Genomic DNA, 25,174 nt, shown 5'->3' with positions numbered 1-25,174 from the left:
TTTAGTTAATATATTAGGGTGATTAGTTTTTTTTATTGTTTTTTAAATTATATGCAATTTATTGTATTAGTAATAATTCTGATTGAACTATATTTATTAAGTGAAACGTATTGCGATGAAAATCTTATTTATCGGTTTGTTTCTTAAGGACTTAATATTATGAAAAATATAGTTATTGTTGGTGGCGGTACTGGTGGGACTATGTTGGCGAATATTTTAGCTAGGAAATTAAATAAAGATATTTTTTCAAAAAAATCAAAGTAACGCTAATAACAGACAATCCTATTCATTATTACAAACCAGCCTTTATGTATGTTGCATTTAATATGTTTTTAAAAGAAGAACTAAGCCGTAACGAGCGAGAATTATTAAGACCAGAAATTGAATTAGTGATTGATAAAATTGACTCATTTGATTTTAAAAATAAAGAGTTATATTCAAAGAATAACCAAAAATATCATTATGATTATTTAGTTGTCGCTACAGGCTGTATTCCTAGACCTGAACGTATTGAAGGCTTAAAGGAAATGGGAAATCATTTTTATGCCTACGATGCTTCGCGAAAATTGGCAGATCAATTAGCCAAAATAGAAAAAGGTCGAATATTTATTACAGTATCGTTCCCCGAAACACCAAATGTTCCTCATCAATGTGGCATTGCACCGATGGAAACGACGTTAATGATCGATGAATTTTTACGAAAACGTCGAGTTCGCGATAATATTGAAATCGTGTATACCTACCCAACTGTCTCCCAATTATTACGTAATTGCCTTTTCATGCAGCAGCCAGTTTGTGAAGTCATTCCTGAAGTCTTTAAAATTAAAGATATTAAAGCTCAGCGTGGATTTACGCTCAGTAAAGTTGACCCTGATAAAAAAGTGGCTTACTCAAAAGAAGGTGATGAACAGCCTTTTGATTTATTGATTAGTACTCCGCCGATAACAGCAGTGGAAGCGGTGATTAATACGGGATTGAGCGAACACAATAATGGGGAAGGATGGCTACCAACTGACCATGAAACCATGCAAGTCTATGGTGTTGATGGCGTTTATGTTATTGGTGATACGGTAGATCTGCCTATCAGTAAAGCCGGAGGAAGTTGCCATAATCAAGCGGCTATTATTGCAGATAATATTTGTGGTGAACTCATTTATGGCTACCCAGCAGCGATTTATGATGGTCGCGTACAAGCAGTTGCACAAATGGGATTAACCGCGGGAATGCCTCTGCAATATGACTATAAACATGATGTGATCCCAACACCACCAACGAAGCTTGGCGGATTACTCAGAAATGGCTTCAATAGAGGTATTTATTGGGCTGCCATTCGCGGTTTAGTTTAATAAGGAGTACAGAATGTCTAATAATGAAACTCAAAGTAAACTTGTTGAACTACTCGCTTCTGAATCAGGTAATCATTTTGCTGAGAAATTAGCGCCGTTATTACAGCTAAATCGACTCGATAATATCGTGGATTTACTCTCATTAGTTTCTGACTTAGTTGATATTCTCGATAACAGCACAGTAGAAAGATTATCCAATTCCTTTGAAGATACCTTAGTTCCTGTGTGGGAACTTGGTACGGCGTATAACATGGCGAAAATGGAAGCGCTGAATGACAGTAAAAACCCCAATTTTCGCTCTGTATATAGCCTATTAAAAGACCCTAATACATTACGTGGAATTAGTACCGTTTTGCGAACATTACAAATTGTGGGTTCACGATTATCCCAATCTCAGGGAGAGTAATTTTTCGGAGGTGGTATGAGTTTAAATCAGAAACGTTCTTTTGAAACACGCGCAATACACAGTCACTATAATGCAAGTGAACATTTAGGATCGTTAGCTTCACCTATATATCAAACATCAACTTATGTGTTTAAAGATGTGGAAGAGGGAGCGGATTGTTTTAGCGGTGAAAAAGAGGGCTATATTTATACACGTATTAACAATCCAACGTTAAATTTATTAGAAAATAGAATTGCCTCGCTTGAGGAAGGAGAGGCTGCAATTGTTTTCGCCTCTGGTATGGGGGCTATTACATCGACATTATGGGCATTATTAAACCCTGGTGATGAGTTATTAGTGGATCTCACAGTTTATGGCTGTACATACTCTTTTTTCCATCATGGTTTAGCGCGATTTGGTGTCACGGTTCGTCATATCGACATGAGCGATCCACAAATAGTGGAGCAGTCAATTACAGATAAAACGAGGATGATTTTTTTGAGTCTCCGGCAAATCCCAATATGCGCTTAGTTGATATTGCTTCCGTCAGTGAAATTGCACATCGGCACAATGTACTTGTTGCCGTAGATAATACCTATTGCACACCTTATATTCAGCAGCCGTTAGTACTAGGGGCTGATATTGTATTGCACTCTTTAACTAAATACATGAATGGTCATGGTGATGCTATGGGAGGGGCTGTTATTGCAACGACTGAATGTGCTAAGCAAATTAGGTTGGTTGGGTTGAAAGATATGACAGGGGCTTGCTTGTCTCCTCATGATGCCAGCTTAATTTTAAGAGGAATGAAAACGTTATCAGTGCGGATGGAGAGAGTAGTCCAAAGTACCCATAAAATTGCGAAATATTTAGAATCTCATCCCCTTGTAGAATCCGTGATGTATCCCGGCTTACCGAGTTTTAAGCAATTTGCATTAGCTCAAAAGCAGATGAAATTAGCAGGGGGAATGATTGCATGTGAGTTAAAAGGTGGGTTGAATGCGGGAAAATATTTTTTAAATCGTCTCAACTTATTTTCTAGAGCAGTAAGCTTGGGGGATTGTGAATCATTAGCCCAGCATCCTGCAAGTATGACACATTCAACTTATTCTCCAGAAGAAAGACAACGATATGGTATTAGTGATGGGCTTATTCGGCTTTCTATAGGCTTAGAAGATGCTAATGAACTGATCGAGGATATCCAACAAGCATTAGAAACATAGACATAAAAAATGCCCTATATCCGTCAGGTATAGGGCATTTTATTGTATTGCCAGTTTCTATTTAACGTTTTTGGTAATAACGCATGGCATAGAAAGCAATACTGAGCAGAGCCACCCAGACAACTCCCACAATCAATGCAACTTGCGTATTTTCAAAGAAGCCTAATAGTGCGATAACAAATACCATGAACGCGATGGTAATCGCTGGTCCGATAGGCCAGAAAGGCATCGGAAACTTGATATTTTTCACTTCTTCCTTGCTCATCTTTAAGCGCATAGCGACGTGAGAAAGTAGGATCATCAACCATACCCAAACTGTTGCGAAAGTTGCAATCGACGCAATGATCACAAAGATTTTTTCTGGCAGCAGATAGTTGAGGTAAACACCTAACAGCATAATTACTGACATCACAACAACGGTGACCCAAGGCACACCATTTTTGGTCAATTTAGTGAAGACTTTTGGTGCTTGCCCATCTTGAGCCATACCATACATCATACGACCTGCACCAAAAATATCGCTGTTGATAGCAGAGACGGCCGCCGTGATCACCACGACATTTAAGATATTTGCCGCAGATTGAATCCCAAGGCTATCGAAGATTTGGACAAATGGACTACCATTTTGTCCAATTTGATTCCATGGGTAGATAGACATCAGGATAAACAGTGTTAGCCCATAGAATAATAAAATTCGAATAGGTACTGCGTTGATGGCTTTAGGAATGGTTTTTTCAGGATCTTGCGCTTCACTCGCGGTGATACCGATGACTTCAATACCACCAAATGCAAACATGACAATAGCTAATGAAGCTATCACTCCTTCAATGCCATTTGGCATGAAACCGCCATGTTCCCACAGATTTTGAATGCCTACCGCATGGTCAGTCTCTTGCCCAAAGCCATAGAACATTAAGAAAGCACCACCGATAATCATGGCAATAATCGCACTGACTTTAATAATCGAAAGCCAGAACTCCATCTCACCAAAGATTTTAACGTGGCATAAATTGAGAGCGCCAATAAATAGCACGATACTTAGTACCCAAATCCATTGGTCGACATGGGGAAACCAAAATCCCATATACATCCCAAAGGCGGTAATATCCGCTAAACAGACGACCAGCATTTCAAACACATAGTTCCAGCCGGTTAAGAAACCAGCAAGCGGCCCCATATAATGGCTCGCATAGTGAGAGAAAGACCCAGGAACAGGATGATGGACTGCCATTTCACCAAGTGCGCGCATGACCATAAACACGGCTGCGCCGCCGAGCATATAGGCGATTAATACAGCGGGGCCTGCCGCTTGGATCGCGGAAGCAGAACCATAGAATAGACCGGTACCAATCGCTGACCCTAAAGCCATAAAGCGAATGTGCCGAACACTCAGTCCCTTTCTGAGTTGATTTTGTTCACTACTTTGCATGTCTTTTCCTGTCTTTGTCGTTATCACTAAATATGGTACCGAATATTGTTTCGGTTTCGTTGATTTAATTGACGAACTTTCTTGAGTGCAAGTCGACTAGATTATCACAAAGTGCATTGCCCGTGAGATAGATATCTGCAATATAATGTACGCCAAATGGATCATTTTAGGAGCGATATGAAATACCCAATTAATGAAATCTTTCAAACGTTGCAGGGAGAAGGCGTTTTTACCGGAGTTCCTGCGGTATTTATCCGCTTGCAGGGCTGCCCAGTCGGATGTAGCTGGTGTGATACCAAACAGACCTGGGATAAGGAACCCGCAAAGGAATCCACATTGGGTGATATTGCGTTAAAGACACAAGATAATGATTTATGGGCGATGGCAGATGCTGAAGCTTTAATTCAGTTAATGCAGCAAAGTGGTTATACGGCGAAGCATATTGTGATTACGGGGGGAGAACCTTGTATTTACGATTTAAACCCATTAACAAAGACACTAGAAACCAATGGTTTTCAATGTCAAATTGAAACCAGCGGAACTTATCCTATTCTCTGCACGGAAAAAACGTGGGTCACGGTATCGCCAAAAGTAGGGATGAAAGGGGGATTGAAAGTACTGAACCAAGCGGTAGATCGTGCTAATGAAATAAAGCATCCAGTTGCCAGAGAAAAAGACATTGAAGCTCTTGACCAATTATTAGCAAGACGAACAAATAATGCGCCTCTCATCGTAGCATTACAGCCCATTAGCCAAAAAGTATCGGCGACAAAATTATGTATTGATACCTGTATTCAACGTAATTGGCGTTTATCCATTCAAACGCACAAATATTTAAATATTCAATAGCCGAACTGCATTATCTAGCTGTCGGTCTCCCCCACAGCTAGATAAACTTATTGCATATTATTTATCGCAATAAATTATTCACCACGATAAACGCAGCCGGCATTACAGGTTTCTTGAACGGTTACTGCGCTTAATAATGGCAGCAGCGGTTTAACTTGTTGCCAAATCCAGCGAGATAATACTTCACTGGTTGGATTTTCTAACCCTTCAATCTCATTCAGATAATGATGATCTAGTCGCTCATAGATAGGTTTAAAGGCACTTTTCACATCAGCGAAGTCGATAATCCATCCGGTATGAGCATCAACGTCTCCGGTAATTTCTAAGCGCACCATGAAAGAATGACCATGTAGGCGGCCACATTTATGACCCGCAGGAACATGTGGAAGTTTGTGGGCGGCTTCGAATTGAAAATCTTTATAGATAGTTGTGCTCATAAGTTTCTCCTTACTCATATTTAGTAGCGTATTCTACTGTTATTTTCATTCAATATGTCGTTATTTATCGATTTCTTATTAACCTTTTTAATAGATATTCATCATCGAATATTTTCTTTAGGATTTTTAGCTATTAGTTATGGCTAGAGTTTCTTATATTCCTGCCAATAGCTGTTATAACCTTTATCAATATATGGAATAGATAAAGGTTTTGATTTTACTTTTAGGCTATTCAATGACGGATCACGTTGGAGTGACAAAATAAATGCAAAACAAGCAACCTCCATTATCGGCATTACCGATTTCTACTGAACAATTGGGACGTTTACAAACTGTCGTGGGGGATTTTTCTACTCATCAACTTGCGTGGTTATCGGGTTATTTATGGGGAATGGTAAATCCAAATAATGGCGTTAGTGAACAAGCTCAAGCTATTATTCCCCCTCAAGAGACCGTGACAATTATCTCGGCATCCCAAACGGGGAATGCTCGCCGTTTAGCTGAACAGCTCAGAGAGCGATTAATCAATGAAAAAATCAATGCCAATCTGGTAAATGCTGGGGATTATAAATTCAAGCAGATTAACCAAGAAAAAGTCTTGATTGTGGTGGCTTCAACCCAAGGTGAAGGGGATCCTGCGGAAGAGGCTGTTGCGTTACATAAATACCTATTTTCGAAAAAAGCCCCAAATCTAGGAACTACCCAGTATGCCGTATTTTCACTCGGTGATTCTTCTTACGAACATTTTTGCCAAGCAGGTAAAGACTTCGATACGCAATTAGCGCAATTGGGTGCTAGTCCATTATTGGCTCGAGTTGACGCAGATGTGGAATATCAAGCGGTAGCAAATGCATGGCTTGATGAACTGACTCACATTCTCAAAGCCAGAGTGCCCGCTCAATCTGAAAGTCAGTTAGTGAGCGCACAGTCTGGCAGTATCAATCAGCTAGATTCCTCCCCTTATACAAAAACGGCGCCACTGACGGCGACCTTATTAAACAACCAAAAAATTACCGGGCGTGGTTCGGATAAAGATGTTCGCCATATTGAAATTGATTTAGGGGATTCTGGGTTACGCTATCAGCCCGGAGATGCGCTGGGCGTTTGGTTCGATAATGACCCCGTCTTAGTCGATGAAGTGATTGAGTTGCTATGGCTGAAAGGAAATGAAGAGGTTTTTATTGGTCAGCAACGTCATTCCTTGCGTGATGCGTTAACGTACCAGTTAGAGCTAACTCAAAACACCCACTTGATTGTGGAAAAATATGCGCAACTTTCTAAAGATGACAACTTACTGGCATTAATTAGCGATAAATCCGCGATGATGCAATATGCACAAACTACACCGATCGCCGATATGCTTCGACAAGCAGCCGCTCAGCCAAAGGCTCAAGAATTTATCGATATTCTGCGCCCATTAACCCCTCGTCTATATTCAATTTCCTCTTCGCAAGCGGAAGTGCCTGATGAAGTACATGCCACGGTGGGGGTTGTTCGTTATGAGATTGATGGTCGTCCAAGAACCGGGGGAGCATCAGGATTCTTAGCTGATCGCCTAAATGAAGGTCACGAACTGCGCGTGTTTATCGAACACAATGATAATTTCCGTTTACCAACCGACCCTAATACGCCCGTTATCATGATTGGCCCAGGAACTGGAATCGCACCATTCCGTGCATTCTTACAGCAGCGAGATAATGACGGCGGTGAAGGCAAAAATTGGCTGTTCTTTGGTAACCCTCATTTTGTGGATGATTTTTTATATCAAGTGGAATGGCAGCGCTACGTTAAAGACGGTTTACTGACGCAGATTTCGTTGGCGTGGTCTCGGGATCAAACACATAAAGTGTATGTCCAAGATAAGCTACGTGAACAAGGTCGAGAGGTATGGGATTGGCTACAAGAAGGCGCGCATATTTATGTGTGTGGCGATGCCAATCGCATGGCAAAAGATGTCGAACAAGCGTTATTGGATATCATCAGCGAACACGGTCACATGGATGAAGAGCTGGCGGATGATTTTTTAAGTGAGCTGCGTGTAATGCGCCGTTATCAGAGGGATGTTTATTAATGAGCAATCAATATAAAACAGATGCGTCCAACCCACCGTTAGTGGTTGAGGGAAAACTCGCAGACAGCGAGCGCATGAAACAGCAAAGTAACTATTTGCGAGGCACCATCAAAGAGGACCTGAAAAACGGTTTAACGGGTGGCTTTGAGGGTGACAACTTTTTACTCATTCGCTTTCATGGCATGTATCAGCAGGATGATCGCGATATTCGTGCCGAACGTGCGGAACAAAAATTAGAACCTCGCCATGCCATGATGCTGCGCTGCCGCTTACCGGGGGGAATTATTAGCCCCAAGCAGTGGCTCGATATTGATAAATTTGCTACTGAACAAACTCTGTATGGCAGCATTCGCATTACTAACCGGCAGACATTCCAATTTCATGGCATCTTGAAAGGGGATGTGAAACCAGCTCATCAAATGCTCAGTCAGGTTGGATTGGATGCGTTAGCAACGGCAAATGATGTGAACCGTAACGTTCTATGTACCTCAAATCCGGTGCAGTCGGAGTTACATCAGCAAGCCTATGAATGGGCAAAAAAAATCTCAGAGCATTTATTACCGCGAACCACCGCTTATGCTGAAATTTGGCTAGATAAAGAAAAAATCGTCACCACAGATGAAGAGCCCATTCTCGGGGAAACGTATCTGCCAAGAAAATTCAAAACCACGGTCGTGATCCCACCGCTTAATGATGTGGATCTTCACGCCAATGATATGAATTTTGTTGCTATTGCCGATCAGGGGCAATTGGTTGGATTTAATGTGTTGGTGGGTGGCGGTTTAGCCATGACGCATGGGGATACCAATACTTATCCACGTTTAGCCAGTGAATTTGGTTTTATCCCACTGGAGAAAACCTTAGCGATAGCCGAAGCCATTGTAACGACCCAGCGAGATTGGGGAAACCGTACCGAACGGAAAAATGCCAAAACCAAATACACCCTTGAACGTGTTGGTGTCGATGTATTTAAGCAGGAAGTTGAGCGACGTTCAGGGGTAACGTTTGAACCGATTCGCCCCTATCAATTTACCCATCGAGGGGATCAAATTGGCTGGTTAAAAGGCATTGATAACCGCTGGCATTTAACCTTATTTGTGGAAAATGGTCGTTTGGTTGATCTGGCGGATAAACCGTTAAAAACGGGGGTTGCTGAGATTGCTAAGATCCACAAAGGTGATTTTCGCTTAACCGCCAATCAAAACTTAATTGTGGCAGGTATCGCCGAAGAAGATAAAGTGGCGATTGAGCAGATAGCCCAAGCCCATGGATTAATGAGCCCGTCAGTGACTCGCCAGCGGGAAAATTCGATGGCATGTGTTTCTTTCCCAACGTGCCCATTAGCCATGGCGGAAGCCGAACGCTTTTTACCTGAATTTACGACGCAAATTGACACTATAATGGCGGCGCATCAAGTGGCTGATGAGCATATTGTTCTGCGGATCACGGGATGCCCGAATGGCTGTGGGCGCGCCATGCTAGCGGAAGTCGGGCTGGTGGGTAAAGCCAATGACCGATATAACTTACATCTTGGCGGTAACCGTATTGGAACCCGTATTCCACGGATGTACAAAGAAAATATTACGAGCGCAGAAATTCTCTCAATTTTGGACACCTTAATTGGACGCTGGGCTGTTGAGCGCCAGTCTAGGGAAGGCTTCGGGGATTTTTTAATCCGCGTAGACGTGATCAAGCCGGTGATGAATTCTGCGGTGGATTTCTATGAGGTTAAGGAGGCGGTATGAGCCGACTTCAATTAGCGCAAATTCAAGCGTTAGCACCATCAGAGCAAACTGCGTATTTAGCTAATTTCAATCAACAGCTGGAATTAATGAATGCCACCCAGCGGATCGAATGGGCGGTAGATCATTTACCGGAAGAATTTGTTTTATCTTCCAGCTTTGGGATTCAGGGGGCGCTCACCTTACATTTAGTGACCCAAGTGATACCCAATATTCCGGTGATTTTAACGGATACTGGCTATCTATTCCCTGAAACTTACCAATTTATTGAGCAACTGACTGAGCGGTTAAATTTAAACCTTAAAGTGTATCGCGCTCCACTCACTCCCGCATGGCAAGAAGCAGTCTATGGGCAATTATGGACTCAGGGTGTTGAAGGCATTGAACGCTACAACCAACTTAATAAAGTGGAGCCAATGGAACGAGCATTAAGAGAGTTGCATGCCCAAAGCTGGTTTTCGGGATTGAGACGGGAGCAATCTACGAGCCGCTCATCGTTACCTGTGCTCAATATAGGGCGCGGAATTTTCAAAATTTTACCCGTGATTGATTGGAACAATAAGGATGTTTATCAGTATTTCACCCAGCATAATTTGCCTTATCACCCATTATGGGAAAAAGGGTATTTATCTGTCGGTGATACACATACCAGTCGACCGTGGGAACCCGGAATGAGTGAGGAAGAAACGAGATTCTTTGGCTTAAAGCGCGAATGCGGGCTTCATGAGAATTAAAATCTGTTAATGAAATTTTGAGTATTTCATTAAAATAATTAGTTACTTGCTTTACTAATAAATAGAAATCAAATTTATTTGTGTAATAACAAAGGGATACTTTTATTTAAAACAAAAGTATCCCTTTACTGTTTTTTATTATTAATTATTGGTTTTTTATTATCAAATCATGTTTGTTTTACTGAAAATAAGCCTGATTTACGTGATTTTATCGATTTTATTTAGCTTATGCCTTTCCGTTCCTATTCATGCCTTTTTGTCATTTCAAAGGCGCTCATTCAAGCCATATAGTCAATTTCAATACGCTTATAATTAAAAAGTCAGATGGAAGTGATATATGGATTACTTACCCTTATTTGTGAATTTACGTGATCGCAAAGTCGTGCTAATCGGTGGTGGGCATGTGGCTGAACGCAAAGCTGAGCTTCTACTCAAAGCGCATGCATCGCTGGTGGTGGTTTCCATTGAGTTATGTGAGTCATTGCAAACCGCTTATCAGCAACAGCAGTTGGAATGGTTACAAGCTCCATATCAACCAGAGCATCTTGATGAGGCTTATTTGGTGATTGCCGCAACGGATGATCAGGCTTTGAATGAGAAAGTTTTTCATGATGCGCAGCAACGACGAATTTTTGTCAATGTTGTGGATGATCAGCCGCTGTGTTCATTTATCGTGCCATCAATTATTGATCGTTCGCCAGTGGTCATTGCCATTTCATCTGGTGGGACAGCCCCTGTTTTAGCCAAATTAATTCGTGAAAAACTGGAAGCCATGTTACCGCCATCACTAGGCAAAATGGCAGAAATTGCTGGTCGTTGGCGTCAGCGAGTCAAGCAAAGCTTAACAGGATTAAGAGAGCGCAAGCGTTTCTGGGAGCACAGTTTTAGTGGGCGGTTTGCCTCCCTTGTGGAAAGTGGGCAACTGAGTGAAGCCGAGCAGCAACTTGAGAAACAGCTTTCTGAGGCGGATAGCCAAGGAGAGTTAGTGTTAGTGGGCGCAGGACCTGGAGATGCGGGATTATTAACATTGAAAGGCTTGAGGGTATTACAAAGTGCCGATGTGGTGCTGTATGACCATTTAGTCAGTGCCGACATTCTCGATTTGGTTCGCCGTGATGCCGATAAAATTTGTGTGGGAAAACGAGCTGGAAATCACAGTGTTTCCCAAGAAGAAACCAACCAATTGATTGTGAAATATGCGCAGCAGGGCAAAAAAGTGGTGCGCTTAAAAGGTGGCGATCCCTTTATTTTTGGGCGGGGTGGTGAAGAGTTACAAGTAGCAGCGCAAGCGGGGATCCCATTCCAAGTCGTTCCCGGAATAACCGCAGCGATTGGTGCCGCGGCTTATGCAGGAATTCCGCTGACTCATCGTGAGCATGCGCAAAGTATTACCTTTATTACAGGGCATTGCCGCAGCGAAGGCGCTGAATTGGACTGGCAAGCATTGGCGCGCAGTAATCAAACGTTGGCGATCTATATGGGAACAGTCACCGCGGCCAATATACGCCAACAACTTATTCAGTATGGTCGCCATCGAGAAACTCCCGTTGCCGTCATTGGTTGTGGTACTCGCCAAGAGCAAAAGGTGGTCACCGGACAATTGTACGAATTGGAGTCCTTAACATTACAAGCACCGGCTCCCGCTCTCATCGTCATTGGTGAAGTCGCTGCATTACATCAACAGCTTGCGTGGTTTGGTCCGCAATCAGAAACCATCCAATGGCGCTCAGCCGTGCTGGAATTGGCTTAATCGAGGAGTATATGGTGAACGAAAAAACATTAACCCACCTACAGCAATTAGAAGCGGAAAGTATTCATATTATTCGGGAGGTTGCTGCCGAATTTACTAACCCTGTGATGTTGTATTCAATTGGAAAAGACTCTTCGGTCATGCTGCATCTTGCACGCAAAGCATTCTATCCGGGGAAAATTCCATTCCCATTATTGCATGTGGATACCGGATGGAAATTTCGTGAAATGTACCAATTTCGTGATGCAACGGCAGAAAAATACGGTTTTGAACTGTTAATTCATCGAAATCCGGAAGGGGAACGCCTCGGTATAAATCCATTTGTTCATGGTAGCGCCAAGCACACAGACATCATGAAAACAGAAGGATTAAAACAAGCGTTGGATAAATACGGTTTTGATGCGGCGTTTGGTGGTGCAAGGCGCGATGAAGAAAAGTCACGAGCCAAAGAGCGAATTTACTCTTTCCGTGATCGCGCCCATCGTTGGGATCCTAAAAATCAGCGCCCTGAACTGTGGCACAACTACAACGGCCAAATTAATAAAGGGGAAAGTATTCGCGTTTTCCCTCTCTCTAACTGGACGGAACTCGATATTTGGCAATATATCTATTTAGAAAATATTGATATTGTTCCGCTCTATTTTGCAAAAGAACGCCCTGTGCTGGAACGCGATGGCACATTAATCATGGTCGATGATGCGCGTATTGAACTAAAGCCGGGAGAAGTGATCGCCAAGAAGAATGTGCGCTTTAGAACCCTGGGCTGTTGGCCGCTAACGGGGGCGGTGCGTTCGAATGCACAAACACTACCAGAAATTATTGAAGAGATGTTGCTGTCCACAACCAGTGAGCGCCAAGGGCGTTTAATTGATAGCGACCAATCCGCCTCCATGGAGCAAAAAAAGCGCCAAGGTTATTTTTAATCACAGGGTTAAGGAGCAATATCATGGCTGAACTGGCTTATAACGACACTATCGCCCAGCAGATACAGCAGCAAGGTGGGGTTGAAGCATATTTACTGGCTCAACAGCATAAAGGGCTTTTACGCTTTTTAACCTGTGGCAATGTGGATGATGGGAAAAGTACACTCATCGGGCGTTTACTCCATGACACACAACAGATTTATCAAGACCAACTTTCGGTTTTACAAAGTGACAGTAAACGAATTGGAACACAGGGTGAGAAGCTCGATCTGGCTTTGCTGGTGGATGGTTTAGCAGCTGAGCGAGAGCAGGGGATCACCATCGATGTGGCTTACCGCTATTTTTCCACGGAAAAACGCAAATTTATTATTGCCGATACGCCGGGGCATGAACAATATACCCGCAATATGGCAACTGGAGCCTCAACGTGCTCGCTGTCTATTTTGTTGATCGATGCTCGAAAAGGGGTACAAGAACAAACTCGACGCCACAGTTTTATTAGTACGTTGCTCGGTATTCGTCATTTGATCGTGGCGGTAAATAAAATGGATTTGGTGGATTATAGCCAGCAGGTATTCGATAAAATCCAACAAGATTATCAACATTTTGCCCAGCAACTTCCCGTCGATTTAAACGTCTGGTTTGTCCCGATCTCTGCACTGGATGGGGATAATATTGTTAACCCAAGTCGTCATTTACCTTGGTATCAGGGGGAAACGCTACTTTCGTTACTGGAAAGTGTACAAGTCACTCAAACAGCCGCAGAGCAGCCATTACGTTTCCCTGTTCAATATGTTAATCGCCCAAATTTAGACTTCCGTGGGTACAGTGGAACCCTTTCCTCGGGAATTATCCGCGTCGGACAAAAAGTGAAAGTGTTGCCATCGGGTGTGGTTTCAACGGTGAAGCAGATAGTCACTTTCTCCGGGGATCTTGCTAGTGCAGTGCCCGGAGAAGCTATCACGCTAGTACTTAACGATGAAATTGATATCAGCCGTGGCGATTTGATTGTCGCCGAAGATGAAACCCTACAAACCAGCCAGCATGGGTTGGTTGATGTGGTTTGGATGTCAGAGCAGCCTTTAGTGCAAGGCCAACAATTGGATATTAAAATTGCAGGTAAACGCAGTCGCGGTAAAGTCGAAAATATTCAATACCAAGTGGACGTCAATAATTTGACGCAAAAAGTCGCGACCGAGCTGCCGTTGAACGGTATTGGCTTAGTGGAGTTTTCTTTTGATGAGCCTTTATTGTTAGAAAACTACCAAAGTAATGGCGATACTGGTGGAATGATCCTGATTGATCGACTGACAAATGTCACGGTGGGAGCAGGGTTAGTTCGTGAGCCTCAATCTTCTGATCAAGTTTACCCTAGCGAATTTAGTCAGTTTGAAATTGAACTGAATCAGCTGATTCGTCGACATTTCCCACATTGGGGCGCTAGAGATGTGTTAGGTGGGAAATAAAGCCATGAACTCGATTAACCAAATAGTTTGGCATCCGCATGTTGTAACCCGTGAATTAAGGGAAAAACACAATGGACATCAAGGGGCTGTTTTATGGTTTACGGGGCTATCAGGCTCAGGAAAATCAACACTAGCGGGAGCGGTTGAAAGTCAGCTAGCCAATCTGGGAGCTAAAACGTATTTATTGGATGGCGATAATATTCGCCATGGATTGTGTCGTGATTTGGGGTTTAGTGACGCGGATCGACAAGAAAATATTCGCCGAATTGGTGAGGTTGCTAAATTAATGGTTGATGCCGGTTTAATTGTTGCGACAGCATTTATTTCCCCTTATCAATCTGACCGTCAAAAGGTGCGTGAATTGTTCGAGCCAGAACAATTTTTTGAACTGTATGTGGATACGCCAATTGCGATTTGCGAGCAACGGGATCCTAAAGGCCTGTATCAACAAGCGCGAGCAGGGAAAATTCAACAATTCACAGGAATCGATTCCCCGTACCAAGCACCAGAAAATCCGGAATTACATCTCGATGGTCAACAACCGATTGACACGTTACTGATGCAGGTTTTGAGTCTACTTCAACAGAAAAATATTATTCCAGAGTTAAATTGATTTTACTTAAATATCATCCTTTTCTACATTTAAAGGAGATTTGGATGATATTTAATCTCTTCTAGCGCGAACAATTCTGACTTTTTAAGACAATATATGCATCGCAGTAGCGTCACGCGCTCAGTTATGGGATGATTAGCAAATCATTTCAGGGGGCAGAATGGGTAAATTAACGCTACTATTAATTGCGATATTAGCATGGTTACAATATTCCTTATGGTTAGGTAAAAATGGCATTCATGATTATGTCAAAGTTAAGGATGACGTTGCCGCACAGGAGATTGTCAATTCGCGCTTAAAACAGCGTAATGAGCAGCTATTTGCTGAAATCAATGATTTGAATGATGGTCAGGATGCTATTGAAGAACGCGCACGTAGCGAATTAGGCATGGTAAAACCTGGGGAATCATTCTATCGAATGGTCAAAGAGCGCGCCAACCCACCCTCATCCCAATAATCATCATGTTGGATGGGCGATACCCATGAGCCTGATAATTTCTGATGTAAGATTCGAATAATGACAAATCCAATAAGTTCAAGCGCCACTTCCATTGTGGCACTCATTCCCGCTGCTGGCGTGGGCAGCCGCATGAATGCGGACTGCCCAAAGCAATATCTCACTGTGGCAGGGAAAACCATTATTGAACACACCATTGATACCTTGCTACGTAATCCCCACGTGCAGCGTATTGTGGTTGCATTGAGTGCGGAAGACGATTATTTTCAGCACCTTGAAATCGCTAAAGATCCTCGAGTAATTACCGTTATTGGAGGAAAAGAGCGAGCCAATTCTGTTTTAGCGGGGTTGAACTACCTTGCTAAGCAACCCGATTGTATGAATGCTTGGGTATTAGTGCATGATGCCGCTCGCCCATGTCTTCACCAAGATGACTTAAACACGATTATCCAGCTAGCAACCCAACGTGATTGTTGTGGTGGAATATTAGCGATACCTGTCCGCGACACGATGAAACGCGGGGTAAGCGGAGGGAAAAATATTTCTCATACCGTTGAACGAGATGCGCTTTGGCATGCATTAACGCCGCAATTTTTCCCATTATTGTTATTACGTGACTGTCTAGATAAAGCCTTGAAAGAGAATGCCGTGATCACCGATGAAGCTTCTGCGCTTGAACATTGTGGTTATCAACCTATGTTAATCGCAGGACGAGCCGATAACTTAAAGGTCACCAGACCTGAAGATTTGGCTCTTGCGGAGTTTTATCTTTCAAGAATGAAATCATAAGGAAAAAAAATGAGAATCGGACACGGTTTTGATGTACACAAATTTGGTGGTGAAGGCCCGATAGTGATCGGTGGTGTAAGAGTTCCTTACGAACAAGGACTTATCGCTCATTCGGATGGTGACGTAGTATTGCACGCCATTACTGATGCAATTTTAGGCGCAGCCGCATTAGGCGATATCGGTAAATTATTCCCAGATACCGATCCTGCGTACAAAGGTGCCGATAGCCGTATTTTATTGAGAGAAGCCTTTTGCCAAGTGCGCAAAAAAGGCTATTTGATCGGTAATATCGATGTGACGATTATGGCACAAGCGCCAAAAATGCTACCTCATATCCCGCAAATGCGCGTCAATATTGCAGAAGACCTTGAATGCCATATGGATGACGTCAATGTCAAAGCCACCACCACAGAACAGCTAGGTTTTGTCGGTCGTAAAGAAGGGATTGCTTGCGCAGCGGTCGTTCTACTCATCAAAGATAATAGTAATGAAAGTTATGAATGTTCAGTACCTGCATGGTAAACCTCTCTCTTCAGGGGTTTTAAAAAGTATTCCTGAAGATTTCGTGGTTAAAGAAGACCTCGGTTTTGAGTTAGATGGTGACGGCGAACATGTGATGGTTCGCGTTGAAAAAATTGGATGTAATACACTATTCGTTGCGGAACAATTGGCAAAGTTTGCTAAAATTTCTGCAAGGGCGGTTAGTTATGCGGGATTGAAAGATCGGCATGCCGTTACCGAACAGTGGTTTTGTTTGCAAATGCCGGGGAAAGAAACGCCCAATTTTGCACTGTGGCAATTGGAAGGTTGTCGCGTATTAGCGGTGACGAGACAGAAACGTAAATTGCGTATTGGCGCCCTAAAAGGGAATCAATTCGAAATCACGTTGCGAGATATTTCGAATTCAGATGATGTGGAACTCAGGCTACAAAAAGTGGCAGAGTTTGGCGTACCCAACTATTTTGGGGAGCAACGTTTTGGCCGTGGTGGGCAAAACTTGGTGCAAGCACGTCGTTGGGCAAACCAAGAAATTAATGTGCGAGAAAGAAATAAGCGCAGTTTTTACCTGTCTGCCGCGCGTAGTGCTATGTTTAATGAAGTTGCCAGTGCAAGAATTGAAAGCAACAGCGCTCAGAATGTCATGTTGGGGGATGCACTTCAATTGACTGGGCGTGGAAGTTGGTTTGTCGCAACCGCAGAAGAGTTAGCGGCATTACAGGGAAGAGTTGAATCCTCGGAGCTCAGTGTGACTGCGCCACTTCCGGGTGATGGTGAGCTAGGAACTCAAGACGATGCGCTTGCTTTTGAAACTCAATGCTTGGAAAGTTATCAGCCGTTTATGGCATTAATGAAAAGTGAACGCGTTTCGCCAGCAAGAAGAGCGGTGCTTATCAAGCCTCAAAATTTACAATGGCAGTGGCTGGATGCGTCTACCGTGAAATTACAATTTTTTCTTAATTCCGGTAGCTTTGCGACCAGCGTAGTGCGAGAAATTATCAATCAGGATTGTGTTGATGCTGAAAATATTATTGAGTAATGACGATGGTGTTACTGCACCGGGAATTCAAACATTGGCTGCTGAATTGCGCAAATCTTATGATGTGCAAGTGATTGCGCCTGACCGCAATCGTAGTGGTGCCTCAAATGCATTAACATTAGATAAACCTCTGAAAATTCAAACATTAGAGAATGGTGATTTGGCAGTTCAAGAGGGAACACCGACAGACTGTGTCTACATCGGCGTGAATAAAGTCGTGCGTCCACGCCCTGATATTGTAGTTTCCGGTATCAACTGTGGCCCGAATTTAGGGGACGATGTTATTTATTCCGGGACGGTAGCGGCAGCCACGGAAGGACGTCATTTAGGCTTGCCTTCGATTGCGGTTTCTTTAGATGGTGATGTGCATTATGAAACGGCAGCTAAGGTCACCAGCGATGTTCTGAAAATGCTGCAAAAAAATCCACTACGAGCAGGAAATATCTTGAATATCAATGTACCGGATATTCCTTATGATGAAATTAAAGGCATCAGAGTGACCCGCTGTGGTAGCCGTCATGCCGCATCAGAGGTTTATAATCTCGAAGATCCTCGTGGAAACATGCTGTATTGGTTGGGACCTGTAGGTGAAATTCGTGACGCGGGACCGGGAACAGACTTTGAAGCGGTACAAAATGGTTATGTATCAATTACCCCATTGCAGGTAGACCTGACATCCTATAAGGCTCAGTCTGTAGTGGAAGAGTGGTTAGATAAGTCAGGAGTGAAGGTAAAATGAAAATTGGGCTCATGAAAGAACTGCTGGTACAACTTCGCCAACAGGGAATTCACGATGAGCGCCTATTAGACGCTCTCGCGCTCGTTCCACGTGAACGATTCGTTGATGAAGCGCTATCTCATAAAGCCTATGACAATATCCCATTACCGATTGGTCATGGGCAAACCATTTCACAACCTTACATTGTTGCCAAAATGACCGCCTTACTCTCAGTTAAACCAACAGATCATATTCTGGAAATCGGGACAGGGTCGGGATACCAAACGGCGGTGCTTGCTCACCTTGCAGAGCATGTTTATTCAGTCGAAAGGGTGAAAAGCTTACAGTGGACAGCTAAGCGTCGCTTTAAGTTGCTCGATTTACACAACATTTCAACTCGTCACGGTGATGGCTGGGAAGGCTGGCTGTCAAAAGGTCCTTTTGATGGCATCATTGTGACAGCCGCACCTAGCGAAATTCCTTCATTACTGTTGAGCCAATTGAAAGACGGTGGGCGGTTAGTATTGCCTGTAGGTGATAAAGATCAGGCGCTGAAGTTGATTACTCGTCGCGGTAACGATTATCACACTAATGTCATCGAAAAAGTCCGTTTTGTCCCCCTGATTGCCGGCGATCTAAGCTGATAAATCATTAATTCAAATCTGATGTCTAACGGGCTAGAGTCACCTTGAAAATAAACGTCACCAATAGCCGTTTATTGATGAGTTTATCTAGCCTAATGATATTTGAATTACTCTTAATATGATATTTTACCTATTTAAATGGGATGATCTCGCCCACATGGTTAAGTGATAATCTCAATTTGTTATATTTTTGATACATTTAACTTGTCCATTATTTTATATTTCTGCTTTAATAAGCGAAATATTTTAAGATACCTATATCTATTAGGCATTATTTGCATTTAGTCCTTTAGCTTCAGGTCAGACTTTTCTTCACGGGAGAAGAAATATGAAAATTGTTAGCCCTATAAGTAAAATTCGATGGGCGGTTATCTTTTCATTTAGCGGTGCTTTATTAGCGGGATGTTCTACGCCATATCATCCAGCAGCACCGATTTCGAGTGTGAATGATGGTGGTTCTAGCCAGCAATCAGCATCAAGAACTGTACCTAGTTCTCCGTCTAATAACGGAATGAGTACGGCGATGCCTTCAGACAGACCTAATTTGTCCTCTAATGGCTCGATGGGGAATTCAGCTTCTCGCACTGTGTCGACTAACGGTGAAGGTCGTATTGTTTATAATCGTGATTATGGAAGTATTCCAAAAGGTAGCTATAACGGGAATACTTATACCGTTCAGCGTGGAGACACATTATTTTATATCGCCTATCTAACGGGTAATGATTTCCGTGAGTTAGCATCGAAAAACAATATTTCGGAGCCTTATAGCTTAAATGTTGGTCAGGTGATAAATATTGGTAATACAAATGTGAACTCGAACACACAATTGGCATCAAATAGTCAGCAGAGAGCGGTTGATCTTCAACCAACTAGTGGGTATCCTGAAAATAGTAGTGGGCAAAGTTCAGGTAAGATGTTGCCAAATAATAAGAAACCAGCATCAACGGTTTCTACGACAACAACTAGCCCAACTACGACTACAACAACCGCAGCAACTGGAAGTAGCACCAATAACTCGTCGATAAAATGGCGTTGGCCTGCTGATGGGAAGATGATTGAAGGCTTCTCTGATTCACAAGGCGGGAACAAGGGTGTTGATATCGCAGGTACTCGTGGCCAGTCGGTCATAGCGTCTGCTCCAGGTAAAGTTGTATACGCAGGCAACGCACTGCGTGGATATGGAAATCTTATAATAATAAAACATAACGATGACTACTTAAGTGCTTATGCACACAATGATACATTGCTTGTGCGCGACCAACAGGATGTTGCTGAAGGTCAAAAAATAGCCACGATGGGTAGCACCGGTACAAGTTCGGTTCGCTTACATTTTGAAATTCGTTACAAGGGAAAATCAGTAAACCCGTTGCGCTACTTACCGCAGCGATAAACTGGGCGGAGTGCTTTCACATTCCGTCCTCATTATCTTGGGTCGGAGTGACTGATGAGCCAAAGTTCGCTGAAAGTTAACGAGTTGTATAATGACCTCGATGAAAATGCGATGGATGACGCATTTGATGAGAGTCAATTTAAAGAAGAGGATCTAGTTTCCGAGCAGGATGAAGAAACGGACTTACTCCAAAGCACGAGTCAACGTGTTTTGGACGCAACCCAAATTTATCTCAGTGAAATTGGATTCTCTCCGCTCCTCACAGCAGAGGAAGAAGTTTTCTATGCTCGTCGAGCGCTTCGTGGTGATATCGCATCGCGTCAGCGTATGATAGAAAGCAACCTTCGTTTAGTCGTAAAAATTTCTCGTCGTTATAATAATCGAGGACTAGCCTTACTCGATCTGATAGAGGAAGGAAATCTAGGTTTGATTCGTGCAGTAGAAAAATTTGATCCCGAGAAGGGATTCCGTTTTTCAACTTACGCAACATGGTGGATCCGTCAAACGATTGAACGCGCCATAATGAACCAAACCCGTACTATTCGCCTTCCGATTCATATTGTTAAAGAACTCAATATCTACCTTCGTACGGCACGTGAATTAGCCCAAAAGCTGGATCATGAACCAAGCCCAGAAGAGATAGCTGAGCAATTAGATAAACCTGTTGAAGATGTCAGCCGAATGTTGCGCCTAAATGAGCGTATTACTTCCGTTGATACGCCGATTGCAGGGGATTCAGAGAAGTCATTGCTTGAAGTATTATCTGATGATAATGATTCAGGACCTGAGAACACGATCCAAGATAACGACTTAAAAGAAAATATTGTTAAGTGGTTATATGAATTAAATCCGAAACAGCGGGAAGTTTTAGCGCGTCGGTTTGGATTATTAGGCTATGAAGCGGAGACTCTGGAAGAAGTTGGGCGCGAAATTGGGCTCACACGTGAAAGAGTTCGTCAAATTCAGGTCGAAGGTTTAAGACGTCTTAAAGATATTTTACAAGGTGAGGAATTAACGCTGGAAGCGTTATTCAATATGTAGAACTGCTGTGTTTGAATCTAAAACCCCTGTTGTCATCGATAACAGGGGTTTTTCTATTATAATGTGTGAATCAATTAAACGGGTACACCACTGTGAAACTTGAAATCATCATCAGGGGCTAAGATTAATTGCGCTTCGATTTCTCCGTAGAATTTGACTCGTTCTGAGATATCTGTTTTGCTAACTAATTGAGCTAGCTGAAGATAATCTTGATAATGTCGGGCTTCAGAACGTAATAGAGAGGTATAAAAACTCGCTAACTGTTCATCTAAATGAGGCGCTAATTTTGCAAAACGTTCACACGAACGCGCCTCAATATAGGCACCAATAATCAGCTTATCGACGAGAGTTTTAGGGTCACGAGGATCTAAATGGCTGAATAGCCCCTTAGCATAGCGACCTGCGCTGATCCCATCGTAAGGAATATTTCGTTCATGCATAATTTCCAATACTTGGTAGAAATGGTGCAATTCTTCTTTAATCAATAGCACCATTTTATCAATTAAATCTTGGCTATAGGGGGAGTTTTTCTTCGCCAAAATATGTTTGGAAACCTGATTTTTATTTTTTAGCGTGTGAACATCACCAATTCGATCATAAGCAAAAGACTCATAAGGCTTAAACCATTCTAAAAGAATGGCGGCACTTTCTTTATCTACGGCATATTTACGGATCAAAAACATGGCACTTTGCGCAGCTTTTAATTCGCACAGTAGATGGTCTTTTAAGATAATGGGCAGATTTTCAGGCTGACTTGCTTTGTGGATCCACGCATTCGGGGTTTCACAATGCAAAAATTGCTTAATCGGTGCCAAAAGTTCTGCGTACTCATCCATATTATTTATCCATTTCCTTCAAGCGATATAACCATTCAAGGGCTTGGCGTGGAGTTAACTTATCAGGGTCGATTTCATTTAACGCCACTAATACGGGGGACGGTTCCTCTTCGACAATGTCAAGGAAGTTTAATTGAGCGCTATCCACATGGCTGGTATTCGCATTATTTGAAATAACCTCAAGCTCTTTAAGCTTCTGTTTTGCGCGCTTGATCACCTCTTTAGGCACACCTGCGAGGGAAGCTACCGCAAGACCATAACTTTTACTCGCTGCTCCTTCTTGAACATTGTGCATAAAGGCGATGGTGTCACCATGTTCAATGGCATCGAGATGAATATTTACAGCCCCTTCAAGCTTTTCAGGCAATGTAGTGAGCTCAAAATAGTGAGTGGCAAATAGGGTCATCGCTTTGATGCGATTAACTAAGTTCTCCGCACAAGCCCAAGCGAGTGATAAACCATCATAGGTTGAGGTTCCGCGGCCAATTTCATCCATCAAGACTAAACTGTGTTCCGTCGCGTTATGCAAAATATTAGCAGTTTCCGTCATCTCCACCATAAAGGTTGAACGCCCAGAAGCGAGGTCATCAGATGCGCCAACACGAGTAAAAATACGGTCAACGGGACCAATTACGGCTTTGCTGGCAGGGACAAAACTCCCAATATAGGCGAGCAATGTAATCAGCGCAGTTTGGCGCATATAGGTACTTTTACCACCCATATTGGGACCCGTAATAATCAACAAACGGCGCTGTGGAGAAAGGGATAATGGGTTAGAGATAAACGGTTCACTCAGAACGCGCTCTACAACGGGGTGACGACCTTCTGTGATCTGAATTCCCGGTTTGTCCGTGAGTTGAGGGCATGCATAACCTAATGTTTCGGCTCGCTCGGCTAGGTTAGCCAGTACATCTAATTCAGCAAGCGCTTCTGCGCTAGTTTGCAGTGCCGCCAAATGTGGCAGCAGCATATCGAACAACTCATCATAAAGCGCTTTTTCGATGGCGAGAGCTTTTCCTTTTGACGTCAGAACTTTGTCTTCATATTCTTTCAGTTCAGGAATAATGTAGCGCTCGGCATTTTTCAGCGTTTGGCGACGAACATAGTGGATCGGTGTTAAATGGCTCTGACCACGACTCACTTGGATATAGTAGCCATGTACCGCGTTATAGCCGACTTTTAATGTATCGATTCCCAGTTTTTCACGCTCACGAATTTCTAAGCGGTCAAGATAGTCGGTTGCTCCATCGGCTAATGCGCGCCATTCGTCGAGTTCGCTATGATAGCCAGGGGCAATGACACCACCATCCCTAACTAACACTGGCGGCGCTTCGACAATCGCTTTCTCTAACAGACTTTGCAGTTCATCAAATTGCCCAATGCGTGTTTGCAGCGTTCGTAAATAACCACAGTCAGACTGTTCAAGGATTTGGTGAATATCATGATATTGCTGGAATGCATGACGCATGCGAGTGAGATCACGGGGGCGAGCTGAGCGTAATGCTAAACGTGCAAGAACGCGTTCAAGGTCGCCAATTTGGCGTAGAAATGGCTGCAATTCTAATCCACACTCTTGCAATGCCCCGATGGCTTGTTGGCGACGAGTGAGCACATCAATATTGCGTAGGGGAGTGTGTAACCAGCGTTTCAGCATTCGGCTACCCATAGGGGTCACACACAGGTCTAGGATTGCCGCTAGTGTGTTCTCTGTTCCGCCTGCGAGGTTTTGAGTTAGCTCTAAGTTGCGACGTGTTGCTGCATCTAAAATAACATTATCATTCTGTTTTTCCATGATAATGCTACGAATGTGGGGGAGCGAAGTACGTTGGGTATCTTTAACGTATTGCAGTAAACAGCCTGCAGCTCTTAGGGCTTTATGGGCATTTTCAACACCAAAGCCAATCAGGTCTTTGGTACCAAATTGCAAGCCTAATTGCTGTTTGGCTGTATCTAATTCAAACTCCCAGAGAGGGCGACGACGTAAGCCTTTACTGTGTTCGATTAATGGCATGCTGGCAAAATCTTCGGGATAGAGTAATTCCGCAGGTCGAGTACGTTGAAGCTCTGCTTTTAATGACTCTTCATCGTCGATTTCACTGATAATAAATCGCCCGGATGTGATATCTAAGGTCGCAAAACCGTAGCCCTGAGCATCTTGCCAAACAGCGGCTAATAGGTTGTCTTGGCGCTCATTTAATAACGCTTCATCAGTAATCGTACCCGGAGTTACAATTCGCACAACTTGACGTTCAACGGGACCTTTGCTGGTGGCAGGATCGCCAATTTGCTCACAAATAGCGACGGATTCGCCCATCTGCACTAATCGCGCTAAATAGTTTTCTGCCGCATGGTGAGGAACCCCCGCCATTGGAATGGGTTGCCCAGCAGATTGACCGCGTTTAGTGAGGGAAATATCCAATAATTGAGAGGCTTTTTTGGCATCATCAAAGAATAATTCGTAGAAATCCCCCATACGATAAAACAGTAAAATATCTGGATGTTGAGCTTTAAGTTTTAGATACTGTTGCATCATTGGTGTGTGGGATTCGAAATTTTGTTTTTCTGTCATTTTTTAACTTGTTGAATATTTGATGTATTTATGGGCTTTTGACTTTCGGCGTAAACGTTATTTTATCTTGTTGTTAGGGTGAATTCGCGGAAAGTTGAAAGGGCATTTGCGACCCTAATAGTAGCCCAGTTAAGGGTAAACTTGTACTGCTAATAATGGGGAATTTACCATGCAATGTTATTGCGTGGTGAATTGAGTTACATGAGTTGAAACCGTTACGCCAAT

General features: G+C 43.1%; 21 protein-coding genes and 2 pseudogenes. 19 read left to right on the top strand and 4 right to left on the bottom strand.

Annotation, left to right across the window (positions count from 1 at the left end; genetic code table 11):
• Positions 1-159: 159 nt before the first annotated feature.
• The 3 genes and pseudogenes from EL244_RS13695 to megL all read left to right on the top strand — a co-directional run bounded on the left by EL244_RS13695 (position 160) and on the right by megL (position 2,954).
• A pseudogene (locus EL244_RS13695) lies at positions 160-1,346 on the top strand (NAD(P)/FAD-dependent oxidoreductase).
• A gap of 13 nt (positions 1,347-1,359) precedes the next feature.
• Positions 1,360-1,752, top strand: a complete 393-nt coding sequence (locus tag EL244_RS13690) for a helical membrane plugin domain-containing protein (protein WP_006815246.1) — start codon at positions 1,360-1,362, stop codon at positions 1,750-1,752.
• A gap of 15 nt (positions 1,753-1,767) precedes the next feature.
• Positions 1,768-2,954: pseudogene (megL, locus tag EL244_RS13685) on the top strand (methionine gamma-lyase).
• Positions 2,955-3,015: 61 nt separating this feature from the next.
• Here megL and EL244_RS13680 read toward each other — a convergent pair.
• Positions 3,016-4,383 (bottom strand): amino acid permease, encoded by a 1,368-nt coding sequence (locus EL244_RS13680; RefSeq protein WP_039855206.1) that lies wholly within the window; start codon positions 4,381-4,383, stop codon positions 3,016-3,018.
• Between the two features lie 177 nt (positions 4,384-4,560).
• Between EL244_RS13680 and queE the strand changes: the two genes are divergently transcribed.
• Positions 4,561-5,232 (top strand): 7-carboxy-7-deazaguanine synthase QueE, encoded by a 672-nt coding sequence (gene queE, locus EL244_RS13675; protein WP_126461615.1) that lies wholly within the window; start codon positions 4,561-4,563, stop codon positions 5,230-5,232.
• 74 nt (positions 5,233-5,306) lie between these two features.
• Here queE and queD read toward each other — a convergent pair whose 3' ends face one another.
• A complete protein-coding gene (gene queD / locus EL244_RS13670; protein ID WP_126461612.1) occupies positions 5,307-5,669 on the bottom strand; it encodes a 6-carboxytetrahydropterin synthase QueD in 363 nt (120 codons plus the stop codon).
• A gap of 265 nt (positions 5,670-5,934) precedes the next feature.
• Here queD and cysJ point away from each other — a divergent pair, with 265 nt between their 5' ends.
• The 15 genes from cysJ to rpoS all read left to right on the top strand — a co-directional run bounded on the left by cysJ (position 5,935) and on the right by rpoS (position 21,544).
• Positions 5,935-7,740: an NADPH-dependent assimilatory sulfite reductase flavoprotein subunit gene (gene cysJ, locus EL244_RS13665; protein WP_126461609.1), complete on the top strand. Its 1,806-nt coding sequence runs from the start codon at positions 5,935-5,937 to the stop codon at positions 7,738-7,740.
• Complete coding sequence (gene cysI, locus EL244_RS13660; protein WP_126461595.1) at positions 7,740-9,485, top strand: assimilatory sulfite reductase (NADPH) hemoprotein subunit; 1,746 nt, start codon at positions 7,740-7,742, stop codon at positions 9,483-9,485. The genes cysJ and cysI overlap by 1 nt, the downstream gene beginning before the upstream one ends.
• A complete protein-coding gene (locus EL244_RS13655; RefSeq protein WP_126461592.1) occupies positions 9,482-10,216 on the top strand; it encodes a phosphoadenylyl-sulfate reductase in 735 nt (244 codons plus the stop codon). The genes cysI and EL244_RS13655 overlap by 4 nt, the downstream gene beginning before the upstream one ends.
• A gap of 337 nt (positions 10,217-10,553) precedes the next feature.
• Positions 10,554-11,966, top strand: coding sequence for a siroheme synthase CysG (gene cysG, locus EL244_RS13650; protein ID WP_126461589.1), 1,413 nt, complete (start codon positions 10,554-10,556; stop codon positions 11,964-11,966).
• A gap of 14 nt (positions 11,967-11,980) precedes the next feature.
• Entirely contained in the window at positions 11,981-12,889 is a 909-nt protein-coding gene (cysD, locus tag EL244_RS13645; protein ID WP_039855456.1) for a sulfate adenylyltransferase subunit CysD, read from the top strand.
• Between the two features lie 23 nt (positions 12,890-12,912).
• The gene (gene cysN / locus EL244_RS13640) at positions 12,913-14,355 is read left to right on the top strand and encodes a sulfate adenylyltransferase subunit CysN (protein ID WP_126461586.1); all 1,443 of its coding nucleotides are present in this window, start codon (positions 12,913-12,915) and stop codon (positions 14,353-14,355) included.
• A 4-nt stretch (positions 14,356-14,359) separates the two neighbouring features.
• Complete coding sequence (gene cysC, locus EL244_RS13635; RefSeq protein WP_115164887.1) at positions 14,360-14,968, top strand: adenylyl-sulfate kinase; 609 nt, start codon at positions 14,360-14,362, stop codon at positions 14,966-14,968.
• A gap of 160 nt (positions 14,969-15,128) precedes the next feature.
• Positions 15,129-15,425 (top strand): cell division protein FtsB, encoded by a 297-nt coding sequence (gene ftsB / locus EL244_RS13630; protein ID WP_006815231.1) that lies wholly within the window; start codon positions 15,129-15,131, stop codon positions 15,423-15,425.
• 60 nt (positions 15,426-15,485) lie between these two features.
• Positions 15,486-16,214: a 2-C-methyl-D-erythritol 4-phosphate cytidylyltransferase gene (ispD, locus tag EL244_RS13625; protein WP_126461582.1), complete on the top strand. Its 729-nt coding sequence runs from the start codon at positions 15,486-15,488 to the stop codon at positions 16,212-16,214.
• A gap of 9 nt (positions 16,215-16,223) precedes the next feature.
• Positions 16,224-16,736: a 2-C-methyl-D-erythritol 2,4-cyclodiphosphate synthase gene (gene ispF / locus EL244_RS13620; RefSeq protein WP_006815229.1), complete on the top strand. Its 513-nt coding sequence runs from the start codon at positions 16,224-16,226 to the stop codon at positions 16,734-16,736.
• On the top strand, positions 16,702-17,751 hold the full coding sequence (gene truD, locus EL244_RS13615) for a tRNA pseudouridine(13) synthase TruD (RefSeq protein WP_112837303.1): 1,050 nt from the start codon (positions 16,702-16,704) through the stop codon (positions 17,749-17,751). Before ispF ends, truD begins: the two co-directional genes overlap by 35 nt.
• Positions 17,729-18,490 carry a 5'/3'-nucleotidase SurE gene (surE, locus tag EL244_RS13610; protein WP_006815227.1) on the top strand — a complete coding sequence of 254 codons (762 nt, stop codon included), beginning with the start codon at positions 17,729-17,731 and terminating at the stop codon, positions 18,488-18,490. The genes truD and surE overlap by 23 nt, the downstream gene beginning before the upstream one ends.
• Positions 18,487-19,113, top strand: a complete 627-nt coding sequence (locus EL244_RS13605) for a protein-L-isoaspartate(D-aspartate) O-methyltransferase (protein ID WP_006815226.1) — start codon at positions 18,487-18,489, stop codon at positions 19,111-19,113. The genes surE and EL244_RS13605 overlap by 4 nt, the downstream gene beginning before the upstream one ends.
• A 328-nt stretch (positions 19,114-19,441) precedes the next feature.
• A complete protein-coding gene (gene nlpD, locus EL244_RS13600) occupies positions 19,442-20,503 on the top strand; it encodes a murein hydrolase activator NlpD (RefSeq protein ID WP_126461579.1) in 1,062 nt (353 codons plus the stop codon).
• 54 nt (positions 20,504-20,557) lie between these two features.
• Complete coding sequence (gene rpoS / locus EL244_RS13595; RefSeq protein ID WP_006815223.1) at positions 20,558-21,544, top strand: RNA polymerase sigma factor RpoS; 987 nt, start codon at positions 20,558-20,560, stop codon at positions 21,542-21,544.
• Between the two features lie 74 nt (positions 21,545-21,618).
• On the opposite strand, the gene miaE is transcribed toward rpoS, so the two are convergent.
• Together miaE and mutS are read right to left on the bottom strand one after the other, a co-directional pair.
• Positions 21,619-22,380, bottom strand: coding sequence for a tRNA isopentenyl-2-thiomethyl-A-37 hydroxylase MiaE (gene miaE, locus EL244_RS13590; protein WP_006815222.1), 762 nt, complete (start codon positions 22,378-22,380; stop codon positions 21,619-21,621).
• A 1-nt stretch (position 22,381) separates the two neighbouring features.
• A complete protein-coding gene (gene mutS / locus EL244_RS13585; protein WP_126461576.1) occupies positions 22,382-24,949 on the bottom strand; it encodes a DNA mismatch repair protein MutS in 2,568 nt (855 codons plus the stop codon).
• Positions 24,950-25,174: the final 225 nt, after the last annotated feature.

Origin of the sequence: Providencia rustigianii, assembly GCF_900637755.1 — a bacterium.
Lineage (GTDB): Bacteria > Pseudomonadota > Gammaproteobacteria > Enterobacterales > Enterobacteriaceae > Providencia > Providencia rustigianii.
The sequence above is the reverse complement of the archived record's forward strand: the minus strand, read 5'-3'. Positions and strand labels throughout refer to the sequence as shown.